Here is a 22,921-nt window from a genome sequence, read left to right on the forward strand (position 1 = left end):
GGCAGTCCGTTCCGTCGAGGACGCCCGCTTTCACCCGCCCGCCCCGCCGTGAGAGCCGATCCGGTCGATCGCGGCTTCGACGTCGTCGCGATCGACCCCGAGGTGCGTACAGAACCGCACCCGCCCCTCGCCGAACGGAACGCCGAGGACGCCGGCGGCCTCACAGCGTTCGAGGAACGCCTCGGCCGATCGGTCGGGCTCACAGAGGACGATGTTGGTCTCCGGCGGTTCGACGGCGAGCCCCTCGAGTTCGGCCAGGCCCTCGGCCAGCCGCGCGGCGTTGTCGTGATCGGTCGCCAGCCGCTCGCGGTTCTCGAGCGCAACGAGCCCCGGTGCGGCGACGAGCCCCGCCTGCCGCATACCGCCGCCGAACAGCTTGCGGACCCGGCGGGCGGCCTCGATGAACGCCTCGTCGCCGGCGAGCACCGATCCGACGGGCGCGCCGAGGCCCTTCGAGAGACAGCACGTGACCGAGTCGACGCCCTCGGTCAGCCGCGCCGGCTCGGTGTCCAGCGCCGTCGCGGCGTTGAACAGCCGCGCGCCGTCGAGGTGGGTCGCACAGCCCTCCTCGTCGGCCGCCCGCGCGGCGGCGTCGATCGCGTCGGCGGCGATGGCCCGTCCTCCCTTGCTGTTGTGGGTGTTCTCCAGACAGACGAGCCCCGTCCCGGGGCGGTGATCGTCGGCCTCGACGACCGCCGACCGGATCGCCTCCGGCGTCACGACGCCCCGCTCGCCGCCGTCGACCGTCCGGGCCTGCAGGCTCGCGTGCTGTGCGAGCCCGCCCAACTCCCACTTGTAGACGTGGCTCTCGCGTTCGACGATGACCTCCTGGCCGCGCTCGGTGTGGACCCGGGCGGCGATCTGGTTGCCCATCGTCCCCGAGGGGACGAACAGCGCGGCGTCCATGCCCAACAGGCCGGCGACCCGCGCTTCGAGTTCGTTCACCGTCGGGTCCTCGGCGTACACGTCGTCGCCGACGTCGGCCTCGGCCGCGGCCGACCGCATCTCCGGGGAGGGTTTCGTAACCGTGTCGCTCCGCAGATCGATCATACAACCAAGCGGGACGGTCCGGAAATAAGGGTTCTCCCCTGCGGGCGCTCACTCCGCCGGCGCGAGCAGTTCGATCACGTGTTTCGGCTTCTCCTCGAGGAGGTCGTCGATCTGATCGAGACAGGACGTCCCGCTGGCCGCGATCACGTCGGCGTCGGCCTCGCGGATCTGCCCGGCGAGGTTCTCCCCGACGTCCATCGACTGCTCGTAGAACTGGCTCTTGTAGCCGAACGAGCCGGCCATCCCGCAGCACTCGACGTCGTTCGTCTCGACGTCGTACCCGCAGCGCTCGAGCATCGTCCGGCTGTAGGCCGCCAGATCCATCGTCCGCTGTTGGCAGTGGCTGTGGTAGGCGACGGTCGTCTCGCCGTCGGCGTGTCGGAGCCGATCGACGTCCGCGCCGTTCGAGACGAGCCCGTACACGTACTCCAGGATCTCGTAGGTGTTCTCCGCGACGGACTCGAAGGCCGCCTCGGGGAGGAGCCGCTCGTACTCGCCGGTGAACATCGCGACGTCGCTCGGCTCGATCACGACGAGGTCGTAGCCGGCCTCGAGGTACGGCTCCAGCTCCTCGCTCACCGTCTCCGCCTTGTGCCGGGCGGTGTCGATCATGCCCTGCGACAGCGGCGCCCGCCCCGACCCCGAGGCCGGCGGCACGAGGACCTCGACGCCGAGCGCCTCCAGCGCCCGGACGGCGGCCTTGCCGCGCTCGACATCCATGTAGTTCGTGTAGATGTCGGGGTAGACGACGACCTTCCGGTCCGGGTCGGCCGGGGGGACCGCGTCGCGGCTCTCGAACCACTCGACGAAGGTCCGCCGGCTGAAGGAGGGCAGCGGCCGCCGGCGATCGACGCCCGCGACCGCCTCGAGCGCCCGGGCGGCCGGCGGCGTGTTCGCCACCCAGTTCGAAACCGGCGCGACGGCGCTGCCGAGTTTGGCGAGCGTCTCGAAGTTCCCGAACAGCCGTTTTTGAATCCCCGGACCGCTCCGCTCGGTGTCGGGGGTGAGCCCCTCAACGAGAAACTCCGCGTCGACGTCCGTCCTGTCGTTGATCCGGTCTCTGACGACGGTGTTGATCCAGGGGATGTCGATCCCGACCGGGCAGGCCTCCACGCAGCGCGAACAGCCCGTACACTGGTCGTTGAACTCCGCGGCCGTATCGAGGCCGCTGATACCGGCCTCCCACCCGGTCGCGATCCCGCCGGAGTACGTCTCCCCGCCGAAGACGTGTCCGCCGACCGACTGGAAGTTCGCGCAGGTGTTCGAACAGGCCGAACAGCGGATGCAGTACAGCGTCTCCCGGAGGTCCTCGTCCTCCCGCATCGCCATCCGGCCGTTGTCGATCAACACGAGGTGGAACTCCCGGTCCTCGCCGGTCCCCTCGATGACGGCGTCGGTGTCCTCGAAGTCGACGCTCGGCGAGTTGATCGGCGGCGTGAAAAGCGACACGTAGCTGGTGATGTCCTGGCCGGTCCCCGAGCGGCCGATCAGTTCGACGAAGGGGTGCAGATCCTCGATTTGCGGTACGATCTTCTCGACGCCCGCGACCGCGATCTGCGTGTCCGGTACCGTCACCGACTTCCGGGCGTTGCCCTCGCTCGTGACGAGGGCGATCGTCCCCGAGTCGGCGGTGACGAAGTTCGCGCCCGTCATCCCGACGTCGGCGTCGCGGACGAGCTCGCCGAGCCGCTCGCGGGCGAACATCGTCAGCTCCTCGGCCGACTCCAGCTCCTCGTCGGGGTCGAACCGCTCCTCGAACAGCTTCGCGATCTCCGCGCGCGACTTGTGGATCGCCGGCGCGACGATGTGGCTCGGGGCCTCCTCGGCGAGCTGAAGCACCCACTCGCCGAGGTCGGTCTCGACGACGTCGACGCCCTCGCGTTCGAGGTGTTCGTTGATCTCGATCTCCTCGCTCGTCATCGATTTGCTCTTGACGAGGCGGTCGGCGTCCTCGCTCTCGCAGACGCTCGCTATGTAGCGGTTGGCGTCCGCCGCGTCGTCGGCGATGTACACCGTTCCGCCGTTCTCCTCGACGGCCTCGGCCACGTCGTCGATCAGCTCGGGGAGCCGCTCGATGGCGTCCTCCTTGATCTCGCGCGCCCGGTCTTTCAGCGCCTCGTAGTCGTCGAGCTTTCCGACCGACTCGTAGCGGCCCGCGTTGAACCCGCGGGTGTTCGTCGCGACCGCATCGCCCTCGGCGTCCATGACGTCTCTGATCCGCTCGGCCTGCGAGCCCCGCGACTTCCCGCTCATGAGACAACGATCACCTCCACCTCCTTGGGGCCGTGTGCGCCCTGGACGAGCGCCCCCATGTCGGCCGTCGCCGAGGGGCCGGTCGCGATGATCGCCGAGTCGCGGGTCTCGCGCAGTTCCTCGCCGAACCACTCGAAGGCGCTCGCCATGTCGGGGACGATGTCGCCCTCCCGGAGGACGACGACGTGGCGATCGTTAAACAGGCTGATCGGCTCGCTGCCCTCGGCCGTCGCCCGGAGCACGACGCTTCCGTACTCCGCGATCGCGAGCGACGCGGACGTGACGCCCGTCTCGGCGGCCTCGAGTTCGGCGGTGGTCGGCCCCGTCGTCACGGACTCGGGCAGCGCCGCCCCCTCGATGTCGAGGGGCGTTCCCACGGCCGATCCGACGCGAAGCGACTCGATCGTTTCCCGGACCGCCGCCGGCCGGACCCGCCTGACGCCGACGCCGTACTCCTCGAGTGTCCGTTCGAACCGGTCGTAGCGCGCCGGTTCGGTGCGTTGTGTTGCCATATCGGCCCCGTTGACCCCGATTGGACTCGCGGTTACTTGCACCTTTTGCCCACAGCACAACGGCGATCCGGCGCGGGCGGCTCCGGAGCCGCCCTCCGGCTCACTCGGTGATCTCGATGGCGGGGCGGGCGGGCTCGGCCTCGTCGGCGAGTTCCCCGTCGGCCTCGCTCGCGGTCAACACGCGGACCTCGGCGTCGAACTCCCGCTCGATCAGCCAGGCGGCGGCGGTCAGCGCCTCGTGCTCGGCGTCGGGGTCGAGCGTCCGGGTGAGCGCCTGGCGGTTCTCCTGGAGCTGTTGGCCGTAGGCGGCCGCGGCGTCCCCGTGGCGCTTGATCGACTCCCGTTCCATCAGCTCCCCGATGACGTTCTGTGCGTCGCTGTCGATGGCGACGTTCAGCGCCTCGTGTTTCCAGGCGGGCGTGACGACGACGTCGATCCGCTCGGGGTCGTCGATCCCGGCGACGTCGACGATCTGTCTGACGTCCTCGCGGGTGTTCTCGACGAGCCGCCGGCGCGTCTCGATCGCGTTCCGGTCGGCCGTCGCCGCGGGCCAGGACGCTTCGGCGACGAAGCCTTCGTTGCCGAGCGCCTCCCAGAGCTCCTCGCAGACGTGAGGGGCGACGGGCGCGAGCGATCGGAGCGCGACCGAGAGCCCCGCCTCGAACGTCTCCGCGTGGACGGGGCCGCCCTCGCGGTAGCGCCTGAGCGTGCCGACGAGCGACTTGGCCTCCCGGGCGGCCGTGTTGAACACCAACTCGTCGTACGCCTCGGCCGCGATGACGGCGGCGGCCTCGGTCTCGCGGGCGACGTACTCGGCTGTCGGGCCGCGCTCGTCGGTCGTCTCGACCTCCCCGGCGGCGTACGCCTCGACGATCCGTTTCAGCCGCGTCAGAAACCGGTAGGCCGAGCGGACGCCCTCCTCCGTCCAATCGAAGTCCCGCTCCGGCTGGGCGGCCTGCATCATAAAGAGGCGGGCGGTGTCGGCGCCGTACTCCTCGACGATGGCCTGCGGCGAGACGACGTTGCCCTTCGATTTCGACATCTTCTCGCCGTCGAGTTGGACCATCCCCTGCGCGAGGAGGTTCTCGAAGGGCTCGCGGTGCTTGAGGCCCTCGTGGTCGGCGAGGGTCTTCGTGACGAACCGCGAGTACAGCAGGTGCATCACGGCGTGTTCGATGCCGCCGACGTACTGGTCGACGGGCATCCAGTCGTTGGCCCGATCGAGTTCGAAGGGCGCGGTTTCGACGCCCGGCGAGACGTACCGCAGGAAGTACCACGAGGAGTCGACGAAGGTGTCCATCGTGTCCGTCTCGCGCTCGGCGTCGGCGCCGCAGTCCGGACACGTCGTCTCCTTCCACTCGGTGGCGGCGTCAAGCGGGTTGCCCGTCGTGTTGATGAACGCCGGCAGCTCGACGGGCAGCTCCGAGTCCGGAACGAGAACCGGGCCGCACTCCGGGCAGTGCACGATCGGGATCGGCGTGCCCCAGTAGCGCTGTCTGGAGATGCCCCAATCGCGCAGGCGGTACTGCGCGTCCGGGGCGGCGCTACCGATGTCCTCGGTGAGTCGATCGCGGGCCGCGGCGCTTTCGAGCCCCGAGTACGCCCCCGAGTTGACGAGGACGCCGTCCTCGGTGAAGGCGCCCTCGCTGACGTCCGGTACGTCCCCCTCTTCAGGGGCGATCACCGGCTCGATGTCGACGCCCATCTTCGTGGCGAAGGCGTGATCGCGGTGGTCGTGGGCCGGCACCCCCATCAGCGCGCCCGTCCCGACGTCCGAGAGGACGAAATCGGCCACGAAGACCGGCAGTTCCGCGCCGGTGACGGGGTTCGTCGCCGTCAGGTCCGTCCGGACGCCGTTCGGCTCGTCGCCCTCCGGGTCGGCCTCGTGGCGGACGAACTCGCGGACGGCCTCGTCGGTCTCGACGAGCGACTCGGCGATCGGGTGATCCGGCGCCAAGGCGAAAAACGTCGCCCCGAAGACGGTGTCGACGCGCGTGGTGAACGCCTCGATCGCGCCGTGCTCGACGTCAGATCCCGAGACGTCGAAGGACAGCGTCGTCCCGTGCTGGCGGCCGATCCAGTTGCGCTGCATCTGCCTGACCGAGTCGGGCCACCCCTCCAACTCGTCGATGTACTCGACGAGCTCGTCGGCGTAGTCGGTGATCGAGAGGAACCACTGTTCGAGCTCCCTCGTCTCGACGGGCGTGTCACAGCGCCAACACAGCTCGTCGTCGGTCTCGACCTGCTCGTCGGCCAACACCGTCTCGCAGTCGGGACACCAGTTCACGTCGGCGTCGCGGCGCTCGGCGAGGCCCTCCTCGAGGAACCGCCCGAAGAGCCACTGGTTCCAGCGGTAGTACTCCGGCGTACACGTCGTTATCTCGCGCTCCCAGTCGTAGCCGAAGCCCATCGACTCCATCTGGCCTCTCATCGTGTCGATGCACTCGAACGTCCAATCGCGGGGGTTCGTATCGCGCTCCTTGGCGGCGTTCTCGGCGGGCAGCCCGAAGGCGTCCCACCCCATCGGGTGCAGCACGTCGTCGCCGCGCATCCGGCGGTACCGGGCGTAGGCGTCCGTGATCGTGTAGTTGCGGACGTGACCCATGTGGAGCTGCCCCGACGGGTAGGGGTACATCCCGAGGACGTAACTCGGGTCCTCGACGTCGTCGGGCGTCCGGTACACGGAGGCGTCGTCCCACGCCTCCTGCCAGCGTCGTTCGACCGCGGCGTGGTCGTATCCGTCGTCGTGCATGGAGCGGAATACCGAACGTTCCGTCGGTTCGGTACTTAAACTTTCCATCCGCCCGCCGCGCGGTTCGTCCGGACGCTCAGGGCTCGATGACGAGCTTCCCGGTGAAACTGTCGTTCATGACGGCCCGCTGTGCCGCGGCCGTCTCCTCGAGGTCGTACGTCTCCGCGACGGCGACGGTGAGGCGGTCCCGCCGCAGAAGCGCCCCGAGCCGCCGGAGCACGCTGTCGATGTGCGGCTCGCTGAACGCGTCCATCGGCTGGATGGTGAGGTCCTTGCCGATCGCTTCGGTGAGGTCCTCGATGGTCGGCGAATCGCGGTTGTTCCCGATCACGACGACGGTCCCCCCGTACCCGGAGACATCGATGTCCAGTTGCACGTACTCCTCGATGCGGTGGTCGAGGACGACGTCGACGCCGTCCGTGACCTCCGCGATCGCCGCTTCGAGCTCCCCGTTCGGGCGGTCGTAGTCGATCACCGCATCGGCGCCGAACGACCGGACCGCGTCGGCCCGCTCGTCGGACGCCGTTGCGATCACCGTCGCGCCGAGCGCCGAGGCCAACTGGACGGCGACGTGGCCAACACCCCCGCTTCCGCCGTGTACGAGACAGGCGTCGCCGGCCTCGAGGGACCCGAACCGCCGCAGCGCCCGCCAGGCGGTAATCCCGACGATCCCGATCCCGGCCCCCACGGTCGCCGAAACGCCGTCCGGCAGCGGAGCGAGGCGGTCCTCGCGGACAACGACGTACTCCGCGCAGGCGCCCTGACGGTCGCCGCGGCCCCCGGTCGAGTTCAGCCGGGGGATCGTCCCGAAGACGCGGTCGCCGGCCGCGAACGCCGATACCCGATCGCCGGCGGCCTCGACGGTCCCGGCGACGTCGGAGCCGGTGATCAACGGGAGGTCGTCGCCCCACAGGCCCTCTCGCCGGAGCGCGTCGCAGGGGTTGACACCGATCGCCTCGACCGCCAACAGCACCTCGTCCGGGTTCGGGTCCAGCCGGGGGATCTCCTCGAGTTGGAGGACGTCCGGGTCGCCGAACTCGTGGTATCTGACAGCGCGCATACCACCCACACGCGGCGGCCGGCGGTTTAGGTTTGGGTGGTCACGGCGGCGCCCGCCGCGCGCCCGGATCGCCCCGAGGAGTGACCGCTCGGTGTCGACGTTCGTGTTCGTATCAGTAACGCGTCGCCCGCGTTCTCGAAACACGGCGACGACGTGGGCATAGATAGCTACGATCGGTGGCTTTTATTCCGGCCAAACAATCGAAACGTACTTGTATTTTTAGGCAAACCTAAAACCGTGCGACGGACCCGGTACGCGCTACTCGGCGACCCGTACGCGACACCTCGCGCCGAGTGAGCCCCAAGAGACCACGGAGGAGACACGACATGCAGTCAAGCACCAACCGCACCGGACGGCCAACCGAGGACGACCGCCGAACCGGAGGGACGACATGACAGTCGAGACGTACATCGACCGAGCCCGGACCCGCGTGCGGGCCGAACGGGACGCCGTCGACGGGAAACGCGACGCCTACGACGCGTTCGTCCGCCGGGTGAGTGACCTACAGCCCGAGCCGGTGTCGGCGTCCGCACCCGCGACCGGACTGACGACGGCGGGCGGCGCGCGACTCGCCGCCGACGCCCCGAGCGACGACCGGTGCGGAACCGTCCGGGCGGCCTTCGCCGAGACGATCCGCCCCCACAGCGTCGCCGACCTCGACGGCTCCGAACCGCTCCTCGAGACGATCCGAGAGGAGTTCACCGACGCCATCGCGGTGGCGCTCGCGCCCACGACCGAGAGCCCCTTCAGCCGCGATCTGAAGCGACTGATCGTCGCCGAGACGCGGTCGCGGCGCTCGGAGGCGACCGCGCTCCGGAAGGCCCTCGACCGCGAGGCCGGCCACCTCGAGGACGCGGCCGCGGCCGTCGACGACGTCGTCGCCGGTGTCGTCGACGTCGACGAGACGCCCCTGACCGATCTCGGCTTCGACGCGCTCGCGCGGCGTCACGAGACGCTCGCGGACCTCCGGGATCGCTGCACGGAACTGGTCCGTCGCCGTCAGGAACTCCTCCGGCGGGCGACGAACGACGGGGCCGACGTCGGCGTCCGCCACCGGAGTCTCGTCCCGTACCTCTACGGTGGGTTCCCGGTCGATCATCCGGTTCTCGCGACGGTCGCCGCGCTCGACGACGCCTGTGCGGACTGCCAGCGGACGGTCCGGGCGCACCTCATCCGGCGGGCCTGATCGGAGCGCCGAGCGAGGCCGGGCGGACGCGTCGGTCGTGGTAACACTGAACCGTCGGGCACCCGTACGGGGAGCCGAGACGATGACCGGCGGTCAGGGACCGACAGGGGGCTACCCCCCGCACGTCGAGACGGAGCCGGTCGCCGGCGTTGCGGTCCCGTTGTCGTGTCGCAACCGGATCGACGAGGCGGCGCTCGTGGACGCCGTGGCGGTGCTCGATGCCCACGCGGTCGCACACTATCGGGTGTCCCCGGTCGGCGGTCTGAAAGTCTTCGTCGGCGTCCACCGCCCGGACGCGGAGTACGAGGCGCTCCGGAGCGCTCTCGACGATGCCACCTACGGCCTCCGGGAGCGCGGCGCTTCCGGTGGATTCCGTCGGCTCCGCGCGGCCCTGACCGAGCCCTAAGAGATCGAGACCCTCACCCCGCGTCCCGCCGTACGACCTCCGGATCAGATCAGACCGCCGAGCGACGCGTCGCGCTCCGTCGCGTAGTGCGCCGCGAGATCGATGCCGAACTTGACCCCGACGGCGGCGAACACGAGCGGTCCGCTGGCCGCGGCCTCGACGCTGACCGCCCGTCCCTCCGCGAACTCGTCGGCGATCATGACGACGAGGAGGCCGACACCGGCCAGCACGACGCCCCTGAGGAACACCCCCTTGAGCGCCGCGCCGACCGTCGTCTCCCGGTAGCCCCCGCGATGGAAGTACTCGACGACCGTCCGTCCGCCCTCGGTGAAAAAGACGGCGGCGGCTCCGACGACGACCCACGGCGGCATCTCGGCGTCGGGGGTGGCCGCGATGACCGGCCCGGCGACCAATCCGCCGACCCCGACCCACACGACGGCCAACAGCGGGACGAAGAGCACGAGTCCCTGAAGCGTCCGATAGAGGACCGTGAGATCGGTCCCCGGGATCGGTATCCCCGCGTCCCCCCAGGTGGCGCCGAGCCCCTCCCCGCCGGTCTCCGGGGGCTGTCCGGCGAAGAGCGCCCGGACGAGGGCCCACACCGACAGCGCGGTGAACTCGAGCCAGTAGAACACCACCAGGCCCACCCCCGACGTGCCGAACGCGAGGAGACCAACCGCGGGCGCGCCATTGGCGGTAAGAACAGCCAGCAGGCCGGCGTTCGGGCGCAACCAGGAGACGCTACCGCGCCGCATTCGTCGAGGCCCCGCCTCGGACGGGGCGCGCTCTCGGTTCCCGCCGGGACGCGCGCTGCGATCGGTTCATCCCCGATGGCCGGTGAGGCCGGCGACGACCACGTAGAGCCCGAACGTGGAGATCGCCGTTCCGGACAACTGAACGCTGGCCGTCGGAAGTACGCCGACGTCGGGGTACAAAAGCGGCGCGAGCATGAACCACCCGCCGAAGACGGTGGTAAGGACGGCCGGCGGGAGGCTCGGTTCGCCCGACGCCCGGAGCAACTGGACGTTCCGGACCGCGAAGACGGTTCCCAAGAGCCCGCTGGAGACAACGCTTCCGGTGAACGCCCTCGAGGCCCCGGCGACGGGCGGGACAAAAACCGCCGCGGCGCACGCGAGGATGGGGACGACCGCCGACAACAACAGAAACCGGGAGGGTGGTGTGCGCTGCACACGCGGGGATTGGCGTCGAGGCAATTAGCTCTTTGTCATCGATCCCGCCGCACAGCGGCGGCCCCGGATCCGACGCCCCGTCGTTGGGGGCGTTGGGGGTACCCGACCGCCGCCCTCTGTCAGGGTCCGTCCTCCGGGCGGGCGCTCACGACGCGCTGGCACACCCCCGGGAGAACGGCGCGGTACGCCCGTTCCGGAAACGCCATCGTCACCTCGATCGTCCGGGGAACGGCGGCGACAAGCGCCTCCCACGACACCGGGGGCCTCCGGACCACCTCGCCGGTCCGGTCGTCGTACCACACGTTGTACCGCAGCCTCGGCGCGACGTCGACGGCGCGTTCGAACGCGGTCTCCGCCGGCGCTTCGCCCGCTCCGCCCGCGTCGAGCTCGGCCGATCCGACCGAGCCGACCGACGACGTCACGAACTCGTACTCGCGGTACCGATCGCTGAACCGCGCCCAGAGCCGGGCTCTGGCGCGGGCGGCCGCCCGGCGCGTCCCCCACTCCTCGAACGGCATCCGCCCGGTCCGGGTCACGCCGTCGACCTCCCGTTCGTAGCGGGCCTGTTTCTCTTCGGGCACGTACGTGTACTCCCTGATCGGGTCCGCGACGAACGACAGACGCGTTCCCGTTCCGAGCCGCTGGACCGGATCGACCGCCGGAGGGGCGCGCTCCGGGCCGCCCGATACGCACCCGCCGGCAGCCGCCGACAGCGAACCGAGCCCCGCGAGGACGGTTCGTCGGGAGGGCATCGCAGTACCTCGTTTTGAGGCTGTAAAAGATATTACTTGCGGCCCGCCGGCGGACGGACGCGGTAACGCCCGCCGGATCGTGCCGAACGGCGGCCCGATGGCGTTACCGCGCCGGGTAGAGGGTTCGATCCCCGACCGAGGCGGCCCCTCGCCTCTCACCAGTCACCGATCGTCGTCGTTCGGGCTCGCCAACAGCTCCTGTTCGTACTCGGCGACGGCCCCCACGACGGCCGCCGCGTCTTCCTCGGGGACGTCGAACGCGGCCAGACTCTCGTACAGCAGTTCGACCGCCGTTCGGATGTGCTCGGGCTCGAACGGGACGTGGAGGTGGGCCTCACGGACCGGCTCGGCGTCGTAGGTCTCCGGGCCGCCCGCCGCCTCGCACAGGAGGTCGGTCTGCGTTCGCCGCGGCTTCTCCATGTCCGCGCCCGCGAAGAACGGCCCCAGTTCGTCGTCGGCGAGAAGCCTGTCGTAGAGGTCGTCGACCACGGCCTGGATACCGTCGTGCCCACCGAGACGTTCGCACAGCGTTTCCCCGGCCATACCCGACACGTCGGATCAGCATCCGAAATAGTTCACTGAACCGATCCGCGCGGGTACGCAGCCCGTGCGGCGAGCTGTCCGCGTCTCCCGCGCGGATCCGCCTCGATACCCCGACGCACACCCGGACGACCGACGCCCCGGGACCAACGCTTAACACCGACGGTGAAGATCAGTCCGTTGATCCGATGGCTCCGCAGACGATCGCGCGGCTCCTCACGGAGTGGGCCACGCTGTTCGTACTCGTGGTCGGTCCCGGCCTCGTCGCCGGCCTCCTGTGGAGTCCGTTCCTTGGATCCGACCGGCTCAGATCGCTGTTCGAACGGCTGTGGCCGGGGGGATCGCCGGCCGTGAGCTACCCGCTCGCGATGGTCGGGCTGTCTCTCCCCTGGGTCGTGGCCGCAGGCGGCGCGATAGTCCGGGGCTCGCCCGAGGAACTCGCGATGGCGAACGCGCTGCTCGACGTGGTCGTCGGCCTGTCGGCTCTGTACCTCGTCGGACTCCCGCTCGTCGCCGGATTTGGGCTCCCTCGCGCCGGGATCGACTGGGACGACACCGGGTACGGCCCGCGGACGTGGGCGCTTCTCGTCGGCGGCGCGTCGTGGTACGTCGCCCTGTTGGCGACTCCGACGCTCGCTCTCAGCGTCGGTCTGGCGCTCGGCGGCGGCCCGTGACAGCGGGGCGACCCTAGAGAAACCGCCGTCCGGTCACAACTCCAACTCGGAGACGCCGTCGACGTCGAACTGGACGACCTCCGGTTCGCCGGCCAGGAGGTCCGGCAGCGCCGCCGCGAACTCCCGGTAGTGGTCGGTCTGTGTGTGGGACTCGACCGCCGCCTCGTCCTCGTACTGCTCGACGAACCGCAGCACGGTCTCGTCCTCGACGTCCGTCATCGCCCGGTACTCGATCATCCCCTCTTCGCGGTTGGACTCCTCGACGAGGGTCTCGGCGAGCGCGAGCGCCTCCTCGCGTTTCTCCGGGTCGATCGGGATTGACGCGTATAGTACGATCATCGCACGGCCCACTACACGACAGTACAATAAAAACTCCGCCACCGACCGGCGAGGCCGTCCGCGACGGGACCGCGATCGCACGGTCCGCGGTAACGCTCCTGTGCGGGTAATCTCCGGCGCGCCGGGTGCGAAATTATATATGGGGCCGTTATGTTATCTGCTACCGTACACGATGACAGACGGATTCGACATCGTCGAGGCGACGATCGACGAGATACACGACGCGATGGAGGCCGGCGACGTCTCCAGCGAGGAACTGGTCAACGCCTATCTCGACAGGATAGACGCGTACGACCGCAACGGCCCGGAGATCAACAGCGTCATCACCGTCAACGACGGCGCCGTCGACCGGGCGATCGAACTCGACCGGACGCTCGAGTCCGAGGGCCTCGTCGGGCCGCTCCACGGCATCCCCGTTTTAGTCAAGGACCAGGCCGAAACGGAGGGGCTCACGACGACGTTCGGCTCGGAGGCGTGTTCGGACTACGTCCCCGACGGCGACGCCGCCATCGTCACGCGGATCAAGGACGCCGGCGGGGTCGTACTCGCGAAGACGAACCTCCCGGACTGGGCGTCGGCGTACTTCGGCTACTCCTCGGAGAACGGCCAGACGAAGAACCCCTACGACCTCGAGCGCGATCCGGGCGGATCGAGTTCCGGCAGCGGGGCCGGCGTGGCCGCAAACCTCGCCACCATCGGAACCGCTGAGGACACCGGCGGCTCGGTCCGCGTCCCGGCGGCGAACTGCAACCTCTTCGGCATCCGCGTCACGACGGGGCTCGTAAGCAGGGTCGGGCACTCGCCGCTGGTCCCGCGACAGGACACGCCGGGGCCGGTCGCCCGGACGGCGACGGACATGACCCGCTTTCTCGACGTGATGGTCGGGTACGACGAGGACGACGACTGGTCGGGCGCAACGGCCCAGACGGACGTCGACTCCTATACGGACTACCTGAACGCCGACGGGTTCGAGGGCAAGCGGATCGGCGTGCTGCGCGACGCCTTCGGCGACGGGGACGATCCCCGGGGCGCGCCGGTCAACGACGTCGTCGAGTCGGCGCTTGATGTCATGACCGACGCGGGCGCCGAACTGGTGGATCCGGTCTCGATCCCGGACCTCGACGAGCAGATCGAGGACACGACGGTGTACGGGTACCACGCGACGATCCACCTCAACGGGTTCCTCGAGGAACGCGATGACATCCCGTACGACTCCGTGGGGGAGATCTACGAGGCCGGCGCGTACCACGAGGACCTCGATCTCATCGAGGCGATCGCCGAGACGACGAGCGAACCCACCGAGGAACTCGACTACTGGCGACAGACCCTCGGCCAGGAGTCGCTCCGGCGGGACGTGTTGGACGCGTTCGCGGCCAACGACCTCGACGCGATGGTGTTCCCGGACGTGCAGGTGACGCCGCCGAAGATCTCCGAACTCGGCGACCGGTACACGACGGCGAACTACCCGACGAACACGCCGATCGGGGCCCAAACGCAGTGCCCGGCGGTCTCCGTCCCCGGCGGACTCACCGACGGCGGCGTCCCCGTCGGCGTCGAACTCCTCGGGGTGCCCTACAGCGAACCGGCCCTCGTCGAGATGGCCTACGCCTACGACCAGGCGACCGAAACGAGAGTGCCCCCGGAGACGGCGCCCCCGCTCGATTCCGACTGACGCCGGCGCCGAACCGACGGCCGACCCCTCCCCCGTCCCGTCGCCCGCGGCGACAAAAGAACCAAGTCGGCGTTGGACGTCTACGGAGTCATGTCGCTTCGTCCCCCGACGGAATCGGAGATACGGGAGCTGGGCAGCCGGCTGTACCTCGATCTGACCGACGAGGAGGTCCGGGACTACCGCGAGTTGGTGACGGACCTCCTCGCGTCGTACCAAACCGTACGCGACCGGGGACACCCCCCGATCGAGCGGGCGGAGCCGCGACCGCGGGACCCCGGCCACCGCGCCCGAGAGAACGATCCGTACAACGCGTGGATCACCCGCTGTGAGGTCCCCGGCGCGAGTGAGGGGCCGCTCGCGGGGTTCGACGTCGCGATCAAGGACAACGTCTCCGTCGCCGGCGTCGAGATGACCTGCGGCTCGCAGGTGCTCGAGGGGTACGTTCCGGACGCGGACGCGACGATCGTGTCGCGGCTCCTCGAATCGGGCGCGCGGATCGTCGGGAAGACCAACATGGACGATATGGCATTCACCGGCAACGGCCACTCGAGCGCGTTCGGCCCGACGCTGAACCCCCACGACGACGACCACCTCAGCGGCGGGTCGAGCGGCGGGAGCGCGATCGCGGTCGCGACCGGCGACGTCGACGTCGCGATCGGGTCCGACCAGGGCGGAAGCGTCAGAGTCCCGGCCGCCTGGAGCGGCGTCGTCGGCCACAAGCCGACCCACGGTCTCGTCCCCTACACGGGGTGTATCGGGATCGAGAACACGATCGATCATGCCGGGCCGCTGGCGCCCGACGTCGAGACGGCGGCGCGGACGCTGTCGGTGCTGGCCGGGCGCGACCCCGACGACCCCCGACAGCCCCAGTCGGTGCCGACCGAACGCTACGAGGCGTCGCTCGAGGACCCCGTCGAGGACCTCTCGATCGCGGTGCTCACCGAGGGGTTCGAACAGCCCGACGCGGACCCGGAGGTCAACGAGAGCGTCCGCGCCGCGATCGACGCCTTGGCCGACGAGGGCGCGACGACGACGGCGGAGTCGCTGCCGATACACGCCGACGCGGCCGACGTGTTCACGGTCGCGCTCGCCGAGGGGTTCGCCGCGGCGGTGGCCGGCGAGGGCGTCGGCCACAACTGGAAGGGTCACTACGACGTCTCGTGGGTCGACTCCTTCGGGAAAGCGCGCCGCGCACAGGGCGGCGACTTCCCGCCGAGCGTCAAGTTAACCCTTCTCGCGGGCGCGTACACCGGCGACCAGTACCACTCGAAGTACTACGCCGAGGCGATGAACCTGCGGGCCGAACTCACCGACCGCTACGACGCGCTGCTGTCGGAGTACGACCTGATCGCCATGCCGACCACGGCCACGACGGCAAACGAGTACGTCCCGGATCAGGACCGCTTCGAGTTCATCGCCGACGCCTGGGGCTGTCTCGCGAACACGTGCGCGTTCAACATGACCGGCCACCCCTCTCTGAGCGTTCCCGTCGGACCCTCGGCGTCCGATGGGCTTCCGGTCGGGCTGTTGCTCACCGGGCGACAGTTCGACGACGCCACCGTATTGAACGCCGGACGCGCGGTCGAGCGGACCTTGGCGTGACCGATCGCGCCGCCAGACACCCGAAGGCGAGGGCGCGGGCGTAGACGCGAACCGACGACACCGGGCGCGCCGGAACGACGGAGGTCGGTTTCGGTGAAACCCACCGTTTTCGCACGCTCGGTGCCGGTTTCGCGGGGTTCGGCCGAGAAAACGGACCGATCGACGCGTTATTCAGGTATTAACACAAACATACAACGTAATACACCGTCAGAAGTATACTGTTCGTACCCACTTCGTTGAGAAAAATACATATAGTAAAGTGCTGAATGGCCTCATATGGGACGCGATAACTCATGGCGAAACGCCTCGGACGCGACACTGACCAACTCCCGTCGTCGGTTCCTCAAGACCGCGGCCGGCGGATCGGTCGGGCTCTCCGCCATGCTCGCCGGGTGTTCCGGGAACGGAAACGGAAACGGCGGTAACGGCGGCGGCAACGGTGGCGACTCGGAGACGATCACCATCGGCGATCTCTCGCCGCGGTCGGGGCCCAACGCCCTGTACGGGACGCCGATGCACAACTCCGCACAACTGGCCGTCGAGGAGATGAACGAGAACGGCGGCCTGCTCGGCCGGGAGGTCGAACTGGTAGACCCCGACCCGCAGTCGGACACCGGCGTGTACCAGGAACAGGCCCGGCGGCTGATCCTCGAGGATCAGGTCGACGTGCTGATGGGCGGGGTGACGAGCGCATCCCGGGAGGCGATGCGGCCCACGATCAGCGAGAACCAACAGCTGTACTTCTACCCCGCGCTGTACGAGGGCGGCGTCTGCGACGAGTACATCCACCTGACGGGGCCGACGCCGAGCCAGCAGATGCTGCCGCTCGTCCAGTACATGGTCGAGGAGTTCGGCACGGAGGTGTACACGATCGCCGCCGACTACAACTTCGGGCAGATCTCAGCCCGGTGGGCGGAGCGGTACGTCGGCAACGAGGGCGGCGAGATCATCGGCGAGGAGTTCATTCCGCTCGACGTCTCCGATCACGGCTCGACGATAAACAACATCCAGGACGCCGACCCCGACTGGATCATGTCGCTCATCGTCGGCTCGAACCACGTCCCGTTCTACAGCCAAGCCGAGTCCTCGGGGCTCAACAAGCCGATGGCCTCGACGGTCAGCATCGGCTCGGCCTACGAGCACATCACGGTCGATCCGCCCGCCCTCGAGAGCATGTACACGGCGTGGAACTACATGGAGGAGATCCCGACCGACGCGAACGAGGACTTCGTCTCGCGGTACCGCGAGCGGTTCCCCGAGACGGAGTACCTCAACCAACACGGGTTCAGCCACTACGTCTCGTACAAGCTCTACGAGATGGCCGTCGAGGAGGCCGGGACGGTCGAGATGCCGGAGGTCAACGACGTGCTCGAAAGCGGGCTGTCGATCTCGACGGCCGCCGGCGAGCTCTCGTTGGACCCGGCGACGCATCACCTCAGCCACAACATCTACCTCGCGGAGGTCGGCGAGGACCACAGCATCAACTTCCTCGATACGACCGAAAACGTCGAACCCGAGTGGCTCCGCGAGCGCTGCAGCCTCGACACCGAGAGCACCTGGGACGATCCGACCTCGGAGTTCTTCACCGACGTGTGAGCCGTCGATAACGCCTCTACCCAAAGCCTAAGCCCAATCTCAAGACACGATGGCACTCACAAACGTACTCGATATAACGGGGCTGATGTTGTCCTCATTCGGCACGCTGGTGCTCGCCGCGGTCGGGTTGGCGATCATCTTCGGGATGATGCGGATCATCAACCTCGCGCACGGCGAGTTCATCATGATCGGCGCGTACGCGACCGCCTTCAGCTTCAGCGCCGGCGTGCCGCTCGCGCTCGCGATACCGATCGGCGGGCTCGTCACGGGGATCGTCGGCCTCGTTCTCGAACGGCTCATCATCCGACACCTGTACGACCGCCTCGTCGATTCGATGGTCGCCACGTGGGGGATCAGCCTGATCTTCGCACAGGGCATGTTGATCATCGCGGGCCCGAGTTTCAGCGACGTGCCGACGCCGCTCGGCCCCATCAGCTACGGCGACTTTTCGATGTCGCTGTACCGGGTCGTGCTCGCCGCGTCGGCAATCGGCCTCCTGATCGCGCTGTACGGGATCTACACGTACACGACCTACGGCCGACACGCACGCGCGACGATGCAGGACGAGGAGACGGCCCGCAGCCTCGGCGTCAACACGGACCGCATCTACATGATCACGTTCTTCATCGGCTCGGTGATGGCGGGCATCGCGGGCGGACTGCTCTCGCCGATCGTCTCGATCGTCCCGACGCTCGGGCAGTCCTACATCATCGAGGCGTTCGTCACCGTCATCGTCGCCGGACCGAGCGTGATCCTCGGAACGATCCTGAGTGGCTTCTCGCTGTCCGTGGTCAACGCGCCCGTCTCGCAGTGGGCCGGATCGTTCGCCGGACGGGTCGCGCTGCTCGTCGCCGCGATCGTGATCATCAGGCTCCTTCCGGAAGGCATCTCCGGATACTGGATGGAGGGAGGGGAGTAACACGACCATGTCCGAAAAGAAACCAACACTGCCCGGAAACGAGTTCCTGCCGAGCATCGTCGTCGACGGCCTCGATCGGGTGTTCGCTCCGTTCAACGGGCCGAACACGATCGGCAACTCGCCGATCTTCTGGATCGCCTTCCTCCTCGTGGCGCTTGTCGCGCTGGCCTACCCGGCCGTGACGACGCCGTTTCGCGTCCTCAACACGACCGGGTACGTCGTCTGGATATTCCTCGCGTTGAGCCTGACGCTCATCTGGGGGTACACCGGGATCTTCAGCTTCGGTCAGACGGCGTTCTTCGGGCTGGGCGGGTACACCTTCGGCGTCGTCGCAAAAAATCTCGTCCAGGTGACCGGTGCGACGAACCTCGCGCTGCTGGCGGCGGTTGTGCTGCCGGCGGTGTTCGCGGTCGTCGTCGGCTACTTTATGTTCTACGGCCGCGTCTCCGGCGTCTACGTGGCGATCATCACCCTCGCGGTCACGCTCATCCTCGAGTTGCTGTTCGGGCGGACCGCCGGGCCGCAGTACACGATCGGCGCTGCCGAACTTGGGGGGTTCAACGGGATGACGAACATCCCATCGTTGGCCTTCGGGATCGAGCCGGTGCTCGTGGAACTCGACCCCGTGCCGATGTACTACTTCGTGGTCGGACTGCTCATCGCGGGGTACCTGGCGCTGCGGTACGTCGTCAACTCGAACTACGGCTACGTGCTCATCGCCGTGCGCGAAAACGAGGCCCGCACGGAGATGTTCGGGTACGACATCCGGAAGATCAAGCTACAGGCCTTTGCGATCGGCGGCGCGATGGCCGGACTGAGCGGCGCGCTGTTCGCCTCCTGGAACAACTTCATCAGCCCGCCGGTCATGGGCATCGTCACCGCGGCGCTGCCCGTGATCTGGGTCACCGTCGGCGGACGACAGACGATCCTGGGCGCCATCTTCGGCGCCCTGGGGCTTCAGTTCTTAGACAGCGAACTCGCCGCCGCCGGCAGCGAGTTCAGCGTCGTCGCCCTCGGGGTGATCCTCCTCGGCGTCATCCTGTACTTCTCCGACGGGGTCGTGCCGGCGATCGCCTCGCGGATCGAAGACCGGATCGGGTCCTCGCCCGACGAATCGGTCGTACTGGAGGAGTCCGACGCATGAGCTCGGGAACGCGCGGGGACGGAACCCCGATACTCGAAACGGACGGGCTACAGAAGACCTTCGGCGGGCTGACCGCCGTCGATCGGGTCGACTACCGGCTCCCGAGGGGGGACATCCAGTGTCTCATCGGCCCCAACGGGGCCGGAAAGAGCACGTTCTTCGGGCTCCTGACCGGGAAACTGCGGCCGACCGGGGGGACGATCCGGTACAACGGCGAGGACATCACCGGCCTGATGCCACACGAGCGGGTCCGCCGCGGCATCTCGCTCAAGTTCCAGACGCTGAACATCTACGAGGAGCTGCGCGTCAGCGAGAACCTCCGGGTTCCCTGCCAGCGGCGCGACGAGGACACACGGACGCTGATCGAGGAGGTGGCCGATCTGGTCGATCTGACCGGCAAGCTCGACCAGCCGGTCGACACCCTCTCGTACGGCGAACAGCAGTGGCTCGAGATCGGGATGTCGATCGCGGTCGACCCCGAGTTGCTGCTGTTGGACGAGCCGACCGCCGGGATGACCGTCGAGGAGACCGAGCGGACGGGAGAGCTGATCCAGACGCTCGTCGAGACCCGGGACATGACCGCCCTCGTCGTCGAACACGACATCGACTTCGTGCGACAGATCGCCGAGCAGGTGACCGTCCTGCACAACGGGGAGGTGTTCCGACAGGGGACGATCGAGGACGTCGCCGAGGACCCGGAGGTCAAGCGCATCTACCTCGGCGAGGAGTACGGGGGCGACTGATGAGCCCGGAGCACCGCTGGGACGGCACACGACAGCACCCCACGCGACAGCACGCCACAGCATGAACCTATTCGAACTCAACAACGTGACCGCGGGATACGGCTCGACGCCCATCCTCCGGGACGTGTCGCTCGCCGTCGAGGAGGGAGACGTCGTCTCGCTGATCGGGCGCAACGGCGTCGGGAAGACGACGCTCATGAAGATCGCGATCGGACTCCTCTCGCCCGAGGAGGGCGACGTGATGTTCGACGGAGCGGACGTGACGTCGATGGGCGCCGACGAGCGCGCCAGAGCCGGGATAGGGTACGTCCCGCAGGGACGGGACGTGTTCCCCCGGATGACCGTCGAGGAGAACCTCCAGATCGGGGCCGAGGTCGGCGGCGGCGGCCGCGAGAAGCTGTACGACGAGGTCTACGAGTACTTCCCGAGACTCGACGAGCGGAGAGACCAGAACGCGGGCACCATGAGCGGCGGCGAACAGCAGATGCTCGCCATCGGACGGGCGCTCGTCGGGAACCCTGATCTACTGCTTTTGGACGAGCCCTCCGAGGGCGTCCAACCCTCCATCGTGACGGAGATCAGCGAACGCGTCCAGGAGATCAACGAGGAGATCGGCACGACCGTCCTGTTCGTCGAGCAGAACATCCAGTTCACGATGAACGCCTCGAACAGCTGCTACGTGATGGAGAAAGGCCGGATCGTCGACCGGGTCTCGCCGGACGACGCCGACGACGAATCGGTGATCGAAGAGCACATCACCATCTGACGCCGCCTCCGCGGTCGGCCGTGACGACGCGGCCGTCTCGCCCTCAAGATGTCCGTTCGCCTCGCTTCGATACCTCCATACCCCGCCCGTCCGAACGCCGGGTATGGCTCTCAGCGGGTTCGCGTCGGTCCCGGTCGTTCTCAGGTTCCCGATCGCACTCCTCGCGGCGGTCCCGGCGCTTCTCGTCATGGATCGGGTGATGGCGTCGCTTCCGGAGGGGACGTCCCCGCCCGCCGTTGCCGCCGGCGTCCTCACCGACACGGCGATCGACGACGCGCCGGGGCGCGTGGCCGCGGTCGCTCACTACCTCGCCGGGCTGGGGACCGGCCTGCTGTTCGTCTATCTCGCGTTGCTCACCGAGACGCTTCTCGGCGGCGCGTCGGTCGTCTCGGTCGCCCTCGGAGCGCTCGCGCTGTACGCGCTGATGGTCGCCTTCTTCCTCTTTGTTCCCCTGCCGCGTGCCCCCGGCGTCACCGACGCGAGACGCCGCGCGATCGGCCGCGACTGGGCGATCGCCGCCGCGGCGTACCTCGCTGTCCTGGTTCCGCTCGTCGTCGCGCTGACGCTCGTCGCCGCGTGACACTCGGCTCTCCGGTGTGTTGTTACCCGCACGGGAGCCGCCGCTCCATCGCGCTGACGTACGCCGCTGCGAGCTCGCCGGCCGGCAGCGCCTCGCGGGCCTGCCGACACCCGAACCGAAGCCGTTCGCGGCGCTGACCGGCCGGGAGCTTCGTCTCGACGACCGTCTCGGCGCTTTCGAGCACCGACGCGGCGAGGGCCGTTTCCCCGCTTTTCGCCGCCACCCGCGCCTCCTCGAACAGCTGTGCGAGCGTCGCTCGCACGTCGGCCGGCATCCCGTCGGTCACGGCACTCCGCGTCGGTCGCGGGCGGTTGTTGGCCTCTCGGGTCGGTCCATGCCGGGATTACGGGTCGGGACAGTAGCGTCTTGCGGTCGTCGCCCTCCCGACGTGGCTGCCGATGAGCGGACGGCCCGAGTCCGGTCAGCCAGAAGTGCCGCCGGGTCCGGGCCGTCTGACGACGGGTCGAAACAGCGATCGCGCCGAGGGTCGGACTCGGACGTGGAATGGGATCGAAATGAGATTCAGCAGCCGGACGGGTAACTGTCCCATTCCACCTGAAGGAAGGACCGGAACCGGATTGGCTCTGTTCGCACGAAAACGTGGGTTATCAAGTCACCCGGAGTTGCCCCGCTCGGAGCCGGCGGTCGGCGCCCGATCCTCATCGATCGAACCTCCCAGTAGGCTTTTGACAGGCGCCCGAGCAACATATACAATGTCTCCGGATAGATCACCGACGCCGACGGAACACGACGACTCACTCCGTCGGTCGTTCGTCGTGCTTTTTTTCGCGCTGTGTCTCGCCGTCGCCTTCGCCGGGGCGATGGGCACCGTCTCGGCGGCACAGGGCGATCAGTACGACCCCGGAACGACCGAACCCGACGCCTCGACGGTCTGGGTGCTGAACGGCACCGGCGGCGTCGCGGAGAACTTCACCGTCACCGCCGACGCCAACATCACCCGGAACGGGACGGTCGTCGGCAGCACCGACTCCGACAACACGGCCGACGTGCTCTCGTTTGCGATCGGCAACCTGACCGCGGCCAACGACACCGTCGTGGTCGGCGACGGCGAGTACAACCTCACCGACTCGGGCACCGGGGCCGGGCTGAACCTCGCCGGCGATCCTGACGGCAACCTCTCGAAGATCAACGCCACGGACGGCGCCGGCGCCGTCATCATCAACT

23 protein-coding genes are annotated in these 22,921 nt (G+C 68.5%); 12 read left to right on the forward strand and 11 right to left on the reverse strand.

Annotation, left to right across the window (positions count from 1 at the left end; all coding sequences use genetic code 11):
• Positions 1–30: 30 nt before the first annotated feature.
• The 5 genes from Q0916_RS03475 to Q0916_RS03495 form a co-directional block, all read right to left on the reverse strand.
• The gene (locus Q0916_RS03475; protein WP_299234423.1) at positions 31–1,050 is read right to left on the reverse strand and encodes a threonine aldolase family protein; all 1,020 of its coding nucleotides are present in this window, start codon (positions 1,048–1,050) and stop codon (positions 31–33) included.
• A gap of 48 nt (positions 1,051–1,098) precedes the next feature.
• Entirely contained in the window at positions 1,099–3,303 is a 2,205-nt protein-coding gene (locus tag Q0916_RS03480; RefSeq protein ID WP_299234425.1) for an LUD domain-containing protein, read from the reverse strand.
• Positions 3,300–3,815: a LutC/YkgG family protein gene (locus tag Q0916_RS03485; RefSeq protein WP_299234427.1), complete on the reverse strand. Its 516-nt coding sequence runs from the start codon at positions 3,813–3,815 to the stop codon at positions 3,300–3,302. The genes Q0916_RS03480 and Q0916_RS03485 overlap by 4 nt, the downstream gene beginning before the upstream one ends.
• Positions 3,816–3,915: 100 nt before the next feature.
• Positions 3,916–6,567 (reverse strand): leucine--tRNA ligase, encoded by a 2,652-nt coding sequence (leuS, locus tag Q0916_RS03490; protein WP_299234429.1) that lies wholly within the window; start codon positions 6,565–6,567, stop codon positions 3,916–3,918.
• A gap of 76 nt (positions 6,568–6,643) precedes the next feature.
• On the reverse strand, positions 6,644–7,627 hold the full coding sequence (locus Q0916_RS03495; RefSeq protein WP_299234432.1) for an NADPH:quinone reductase: 984 nt from the start codon (positions 7,625–7,627) through the stop codon (positions 6,644–6,646).
• Between the two features lie 391 nt (positions 7,628–8,018).
• On the opposite strand from Q0916_RS03495, the gene Q0916_RS03500 reads away from it, so the two are divergent.
• Positions 8,019–8,813 (forward strand): DUF7260 family protein, encoded by a 795-nt coding sequence (locus Q0916_RS03500; RefSeq protein WP_299234435.1) that lies wholly within the window; start codon positions 8,019–8,021, stop codon positions 8,811–8,813.
• Positions 8,814–8,895: 82 nt separating this feature from the next.
• Positions 8,896–9,219 carry a hypothetical protein gene (locus Q0916_RS03505; RefSeq protein ID WP_299234437.1) on the forward strand — a complete coding sequence of 108 codons (324 nt, stop codon included), beginning with the start codon at positions 8,896–8,898 and terminating at the stop codon, positions 9,217–9,219.
• A gap of 44 nt (positions 9,220–9,263) precedes the next feature.
• Here the strand turns inward: Q0916_RS03505 and Q0916_RS03510 are convergent, their stop codons facing one another.
• From Q0916_RS03510 to Q0916_RS03525, 4 genes are all read right to left on the reverse strand, one after another.
• Positions 9,264–9,974, reverse strand: coding sequence for a DUF6498-containing protein (locus tag Q0916_RS03510; RefSeq protein WP_299234440.1), 711 nt, complete (start codon positions 9,972–9,974; stop codon positions 9,264–9,266).
• 66 nt (positions 9,975–10,040) lie between these two features.
• A complete protein-coding gene (locus Q0916_RS03515; protein ID WP_299234443.1) occupies positions 10,041–10,409 on the reverse strand; it encodes a hypothetical protein in 369 nt (122 codons plus the stop codon).
• Between the two features lie 119 nt (positions 10,410–10,528).
• Positions 10,529–11,161, reverse strand: coding sequence for a hypothetical protein (locus Q0916_RS03520; RefSeq protein ID WP_299234445.1), 633 nt, complete (start codon positions 11,159–11,161; stop codon positions 10,529–10,531).
• A gap of 162 nt (positions 11,162–11,323) precedes the next feature.
• Positions 11,324–11,704 (reverse strand): group I truncated hemoglobin, encoded by a 381-nt coding sequence (locus Q0916_RS03525; protein ID WP_299234448.1) that lies wholly within the window; start codon positions 11,702–11,704, stop codon positions 11,324–11,326.
• Positions 11,705–11,889: 185 nt separating this feature from the next.
• Here Q0916_RS03525 and Q0916_RS03530 point away from each other — a divergent pair, with 185 nt between their 5' ends.
• On the forward strand, positions 11,890–12,375 hold the full coding sequence (locus Q0916_RS03530) for a hypothetical protein (protein ID WP_299234451.1): 486 nt from the start codon (positions 11,890–11,892) through the stop codon (positions 12,373–12,375).
• Positions 12,376–12,408: 33 nt separating this feature from the next.
• Here Q0916_RS03530 and Q0916_RS03535 read toward each other — a convergent pair whose 3' ends face one another.
• Entirely contained in the window at positions 12,409–12,714 is a 306-nt protein-coding gene (locus tag Q0916_RS03535; RefSeq protein ID WP_299234454.1) for a putative quinol monooxygenase, read from the reverse strand.
• 172 nt (positions 12,715–12,886) lie between these two features.
• Between Q0916_RS03535 and Q0916_RS03540 the strand changes: the two genes are divergently transcribed.
• The 8 genes from Q0916_RS03540 to Q0916_RS03575 all read left to right on the forward strand — a co-directional run bounded on the left by Q0916_RS03540 (position 12,887) and on the right by Q0916_RS03575 (position 21,736).
• Entirely contained in the window at positions 12,887–14,386 is a 1,500-nt protein-coding gene (locus tag Q0916_RS03540; RefSeq protein WP_299234457.1) for an amidase, read from the forward strand.
• A gap of 90 nt (positions 14,387–14,476) precedes the next feature.
• Positions 14,477–15,988 (forward strand): amidase, encoded by a 1,512-nt coding sequence (locus tag Q0916_RS03545; protein ID WP_299234460.1) that lies wholly within the window; start codon positions 14,477–14,479, stop codon positions 15,986–15,988.
• A 276-nt stretch (positions 15,989–16,264) separates the two neighbouring features.
• The gene (locus tag Q0916_RS03550; protein WP_299234463.1) at positions 16,265–17,584 is read left to right on the forward strand and encodes an ABC transporter substrate-binding protein; all 1,320 of its coding nucleotides are present in this window, start codon (positions 16,265–16,267) and stop codon (positions 17,582–17,584) included.
• Positions 17,585–17,633: 49 nt separating this feature from the next.
• Positions 17,634–18,503: an ABC transporter permease subunit gene (locus tag Q0916_RS03555; RefSeq protein ID WP_299234466.1), complete on the forward strand. Its 870-nt coding sequence runs from the start codon at positions 17,634–17,636 to the stop codon at positions 18,501–18,503.
• A 7-nt stretch (positions 18,504–18,510) separates the two neighbouring features.
• The gene (locus Q0916_RS03560; protein WP_299234469.1) at positions 18,511–19,647 is read left to right on the forward strand and encodes an ABC transporter permease subunit; all 1,137 of its coding nucleotides are present in this window, start codon (positions 18,511–18,513) and stop codon (positions 19,645–19,647) included.
• Complete coding sequence (locus Q0916_RS03565) at positions 19,644–20,390, forward strand: ABC transporter ATP-binding protein (RefSeq protein WP_299234472.1); 747 nt, start codon at positions 19,644–19,646, stop codon at positions 20,388–20,390. Before Q0916_RS03560 ends, Q0916_RS03565 begins: the two co-directional genes overlap by 4 nt.
• Positions 20,391–20,451: 61 nt before the next feature.
• A complete protein-coding gene (locus Q0916_RS03570) occupies positions 20,452–21,156 on the forward strand; it encodes an ABC transporter ATP-binding protein (protein WP_299234475.1) in 705 nt (234 codons plus the stop codon).
• Between the two features lie 103 nt (positions 21,157–21,259).
• Complete coding sequence (locus Q0916_RS03575) at positions 21,260–21,736, forward strand: hypothetical protein (protein WP_299234478.1); 477 nt, start codon at positions 21,260–21,262, stop codon at positions 21,734–21,736.
• A 22-nt stretch (positions 21,737–21,758) separates the two neighbouring features.
• Here the strand turns inward: Q0916_RS03575 and Q0916_RS03580 are convergent, their stop codons facing one another.
• A complete protein-coding gene (locus Q0916_RS03580; protein ID WP_299234481.1) occupies positions 21,759–22,022 on the reverse strand; it encodes a hypothetical protein in 264 nt (87 codons plus the stop codon).
• Positions 22,023–22,449: 427 nt separating this feature from the next.
• Between Q0916_RS03580 and Q0916_RS03585 the strand changes: the two genes are divergently transcribed.
• The coding region (locus Q0916_RS03585; RefSeq protein WP_299234484.1) for a hypothetical protein at positions 22,450–22,921 on the forward strand (472 nt) is incomplete at its 3' end.

This window comes from Natronomonas sp., assembly GCF_028274965.1.
Lineage (GTDB): Archaea > Halobacteriota > Halobacteria > Halobacteriales > Haloarculaceae > Natronomonas.

Bases quoted from the DNA above. Each gene is read 5' to 3' on its own strand.
- Q0916_RS03570 (WP_299234475.1), top strand. From the start codon at position 20,452: ATGAACCTATTCGAACTCAACAACGTGACCGCGGGATACGGCTCGACG.
- Q0916_RS03535 (WP_299234454.1), bottom strand. From the start codon at position 12,714: ATGATCGTACTATACGCGTCAATCCCGATCGACCCGGAGAAACGCGAG.
- leuS (WP_299234429.1), bottom strand. From the start codon at position 6,567: ATGCACGACGACGGATACGACCACGCCGCGGTCGAACGACGCTGGCAG.
- Q0916_RS03530 (WP_299234451.1), top strand. From the start codon at position 11,890: ATGGCTCCGCAGACGATCGCGCGGCTCCTCACGGAGTGGGCCACGCTG.
- Q0916_RS03510 (WP_299234440.1), bottom strand. From the start codon at position 9,974: ATGCGGCGCGGTAGCGTCTCCTGGTTGCGCCCGAACGCCGGCCTGCTG.
- Q0916_RS03520 (WP_299234445.1), bottom strand. From the start codon at position 11,161: ATGCCCTCCCGACGAACCGTCCTCGCGGGGCTCGGTTCGCTGTCGGCG.
- Q0916_RS03565 (WP_299234472.1), top strand. From the start codon at position 19,644: ATGAGCTCGGGAACGCGCGGGGACGGAACCCCGATACTCGAAACGGAC.
- Q0916_RS03540 (WP_299234457.1), top strand. From the start codon at position 12,887: ATGACAGACGGATTCGACATCGTCGAGGCGACGATCGACGAGATACAC.
- Q0916_RS03495 (WP_299234432.1), bottom strand. From the start codon at position 7,627: ATGCGCGCTGTCAGATACCACGAGTTCGGCGACCCGGACGTCCTCCAA.
- Q0916_RS03560 (WP_299234469.1), top strand. From the start codon at position 18,511: ATGTCCGAAAAGAAACCAACACTGCCCGGAAACGAGTTCCTGCCGAGC.
- Q0916_RS03480 (WP_299234425.1), bottom strand. From the start codon at position 3,303: ATGAGCGGGAAGTCGCGGGGCTCGCAGGCCGAGCGGATCAGAGACGTC.
- Q0916_RS03525 (WP_299234448.1), bottom strand. From the start codon at position 11,704: ATGGCCGGGGAAACGCTGTGCGAACGTCTCGGTGGGCACGACGGTATC.
- Q0916_RS03550 (WP_299234463.1), top strand. From the start codon at position 16,265: ATGGGACGCGATAACTCATGGCGAAACGCCTCGGACGCGACACTGACC.
- Q0916_RS03575 (WP_299234478.1), top strand. From the start codon at position 21,260: ATGGCTCTCAGCGGGTTCGCGTCGGTCCCGGTCGTTCTCAGGTTCCCG.
- Q0916_RS03500 (WP_299234435.1), top strand. From the start codon at position 8,019: ATGACAGTCGAGACGTACATCGACCGAGCCCGGACCCGCGTGCGGGCC.
- Q0916_RS03475 (WP_299234423.1), bottom strand. From the start codon at position 1,050: ATGATCGATCTGCGGAGCGACACGGTTACGAAACCCTCCCCGGAGATG.
- Q0916_RS03485 (WP_299234427.1), bottom strand. From the start codon at position 3,815: ATGGCAACACAACGCACCGAACCGGCGCGCTACGACCGGTTCGAACGG.
- Q0916_RS03545 (WP_299234460.1), top strand. From the start codon at position 14,477: ATGTCGCTTCGTCCCCCGACGGAATCGGAGATACGGGAGCTGGGCAGC.
- Q0916_RS03505 (WP_299234437.1), top strand. From the start codon at position 8,896: ATGACCGGCGGTCAGGGACCGACAGGGGGCTACCCCCCGCACGTCGAG.
- Q0916_RS03555 (WP_299234466.1), top strand. From the start codon at position 17,634: ATGGCACTCACAAACGTACTCGATATAACGGGGCTGATGTTGTCCTCA.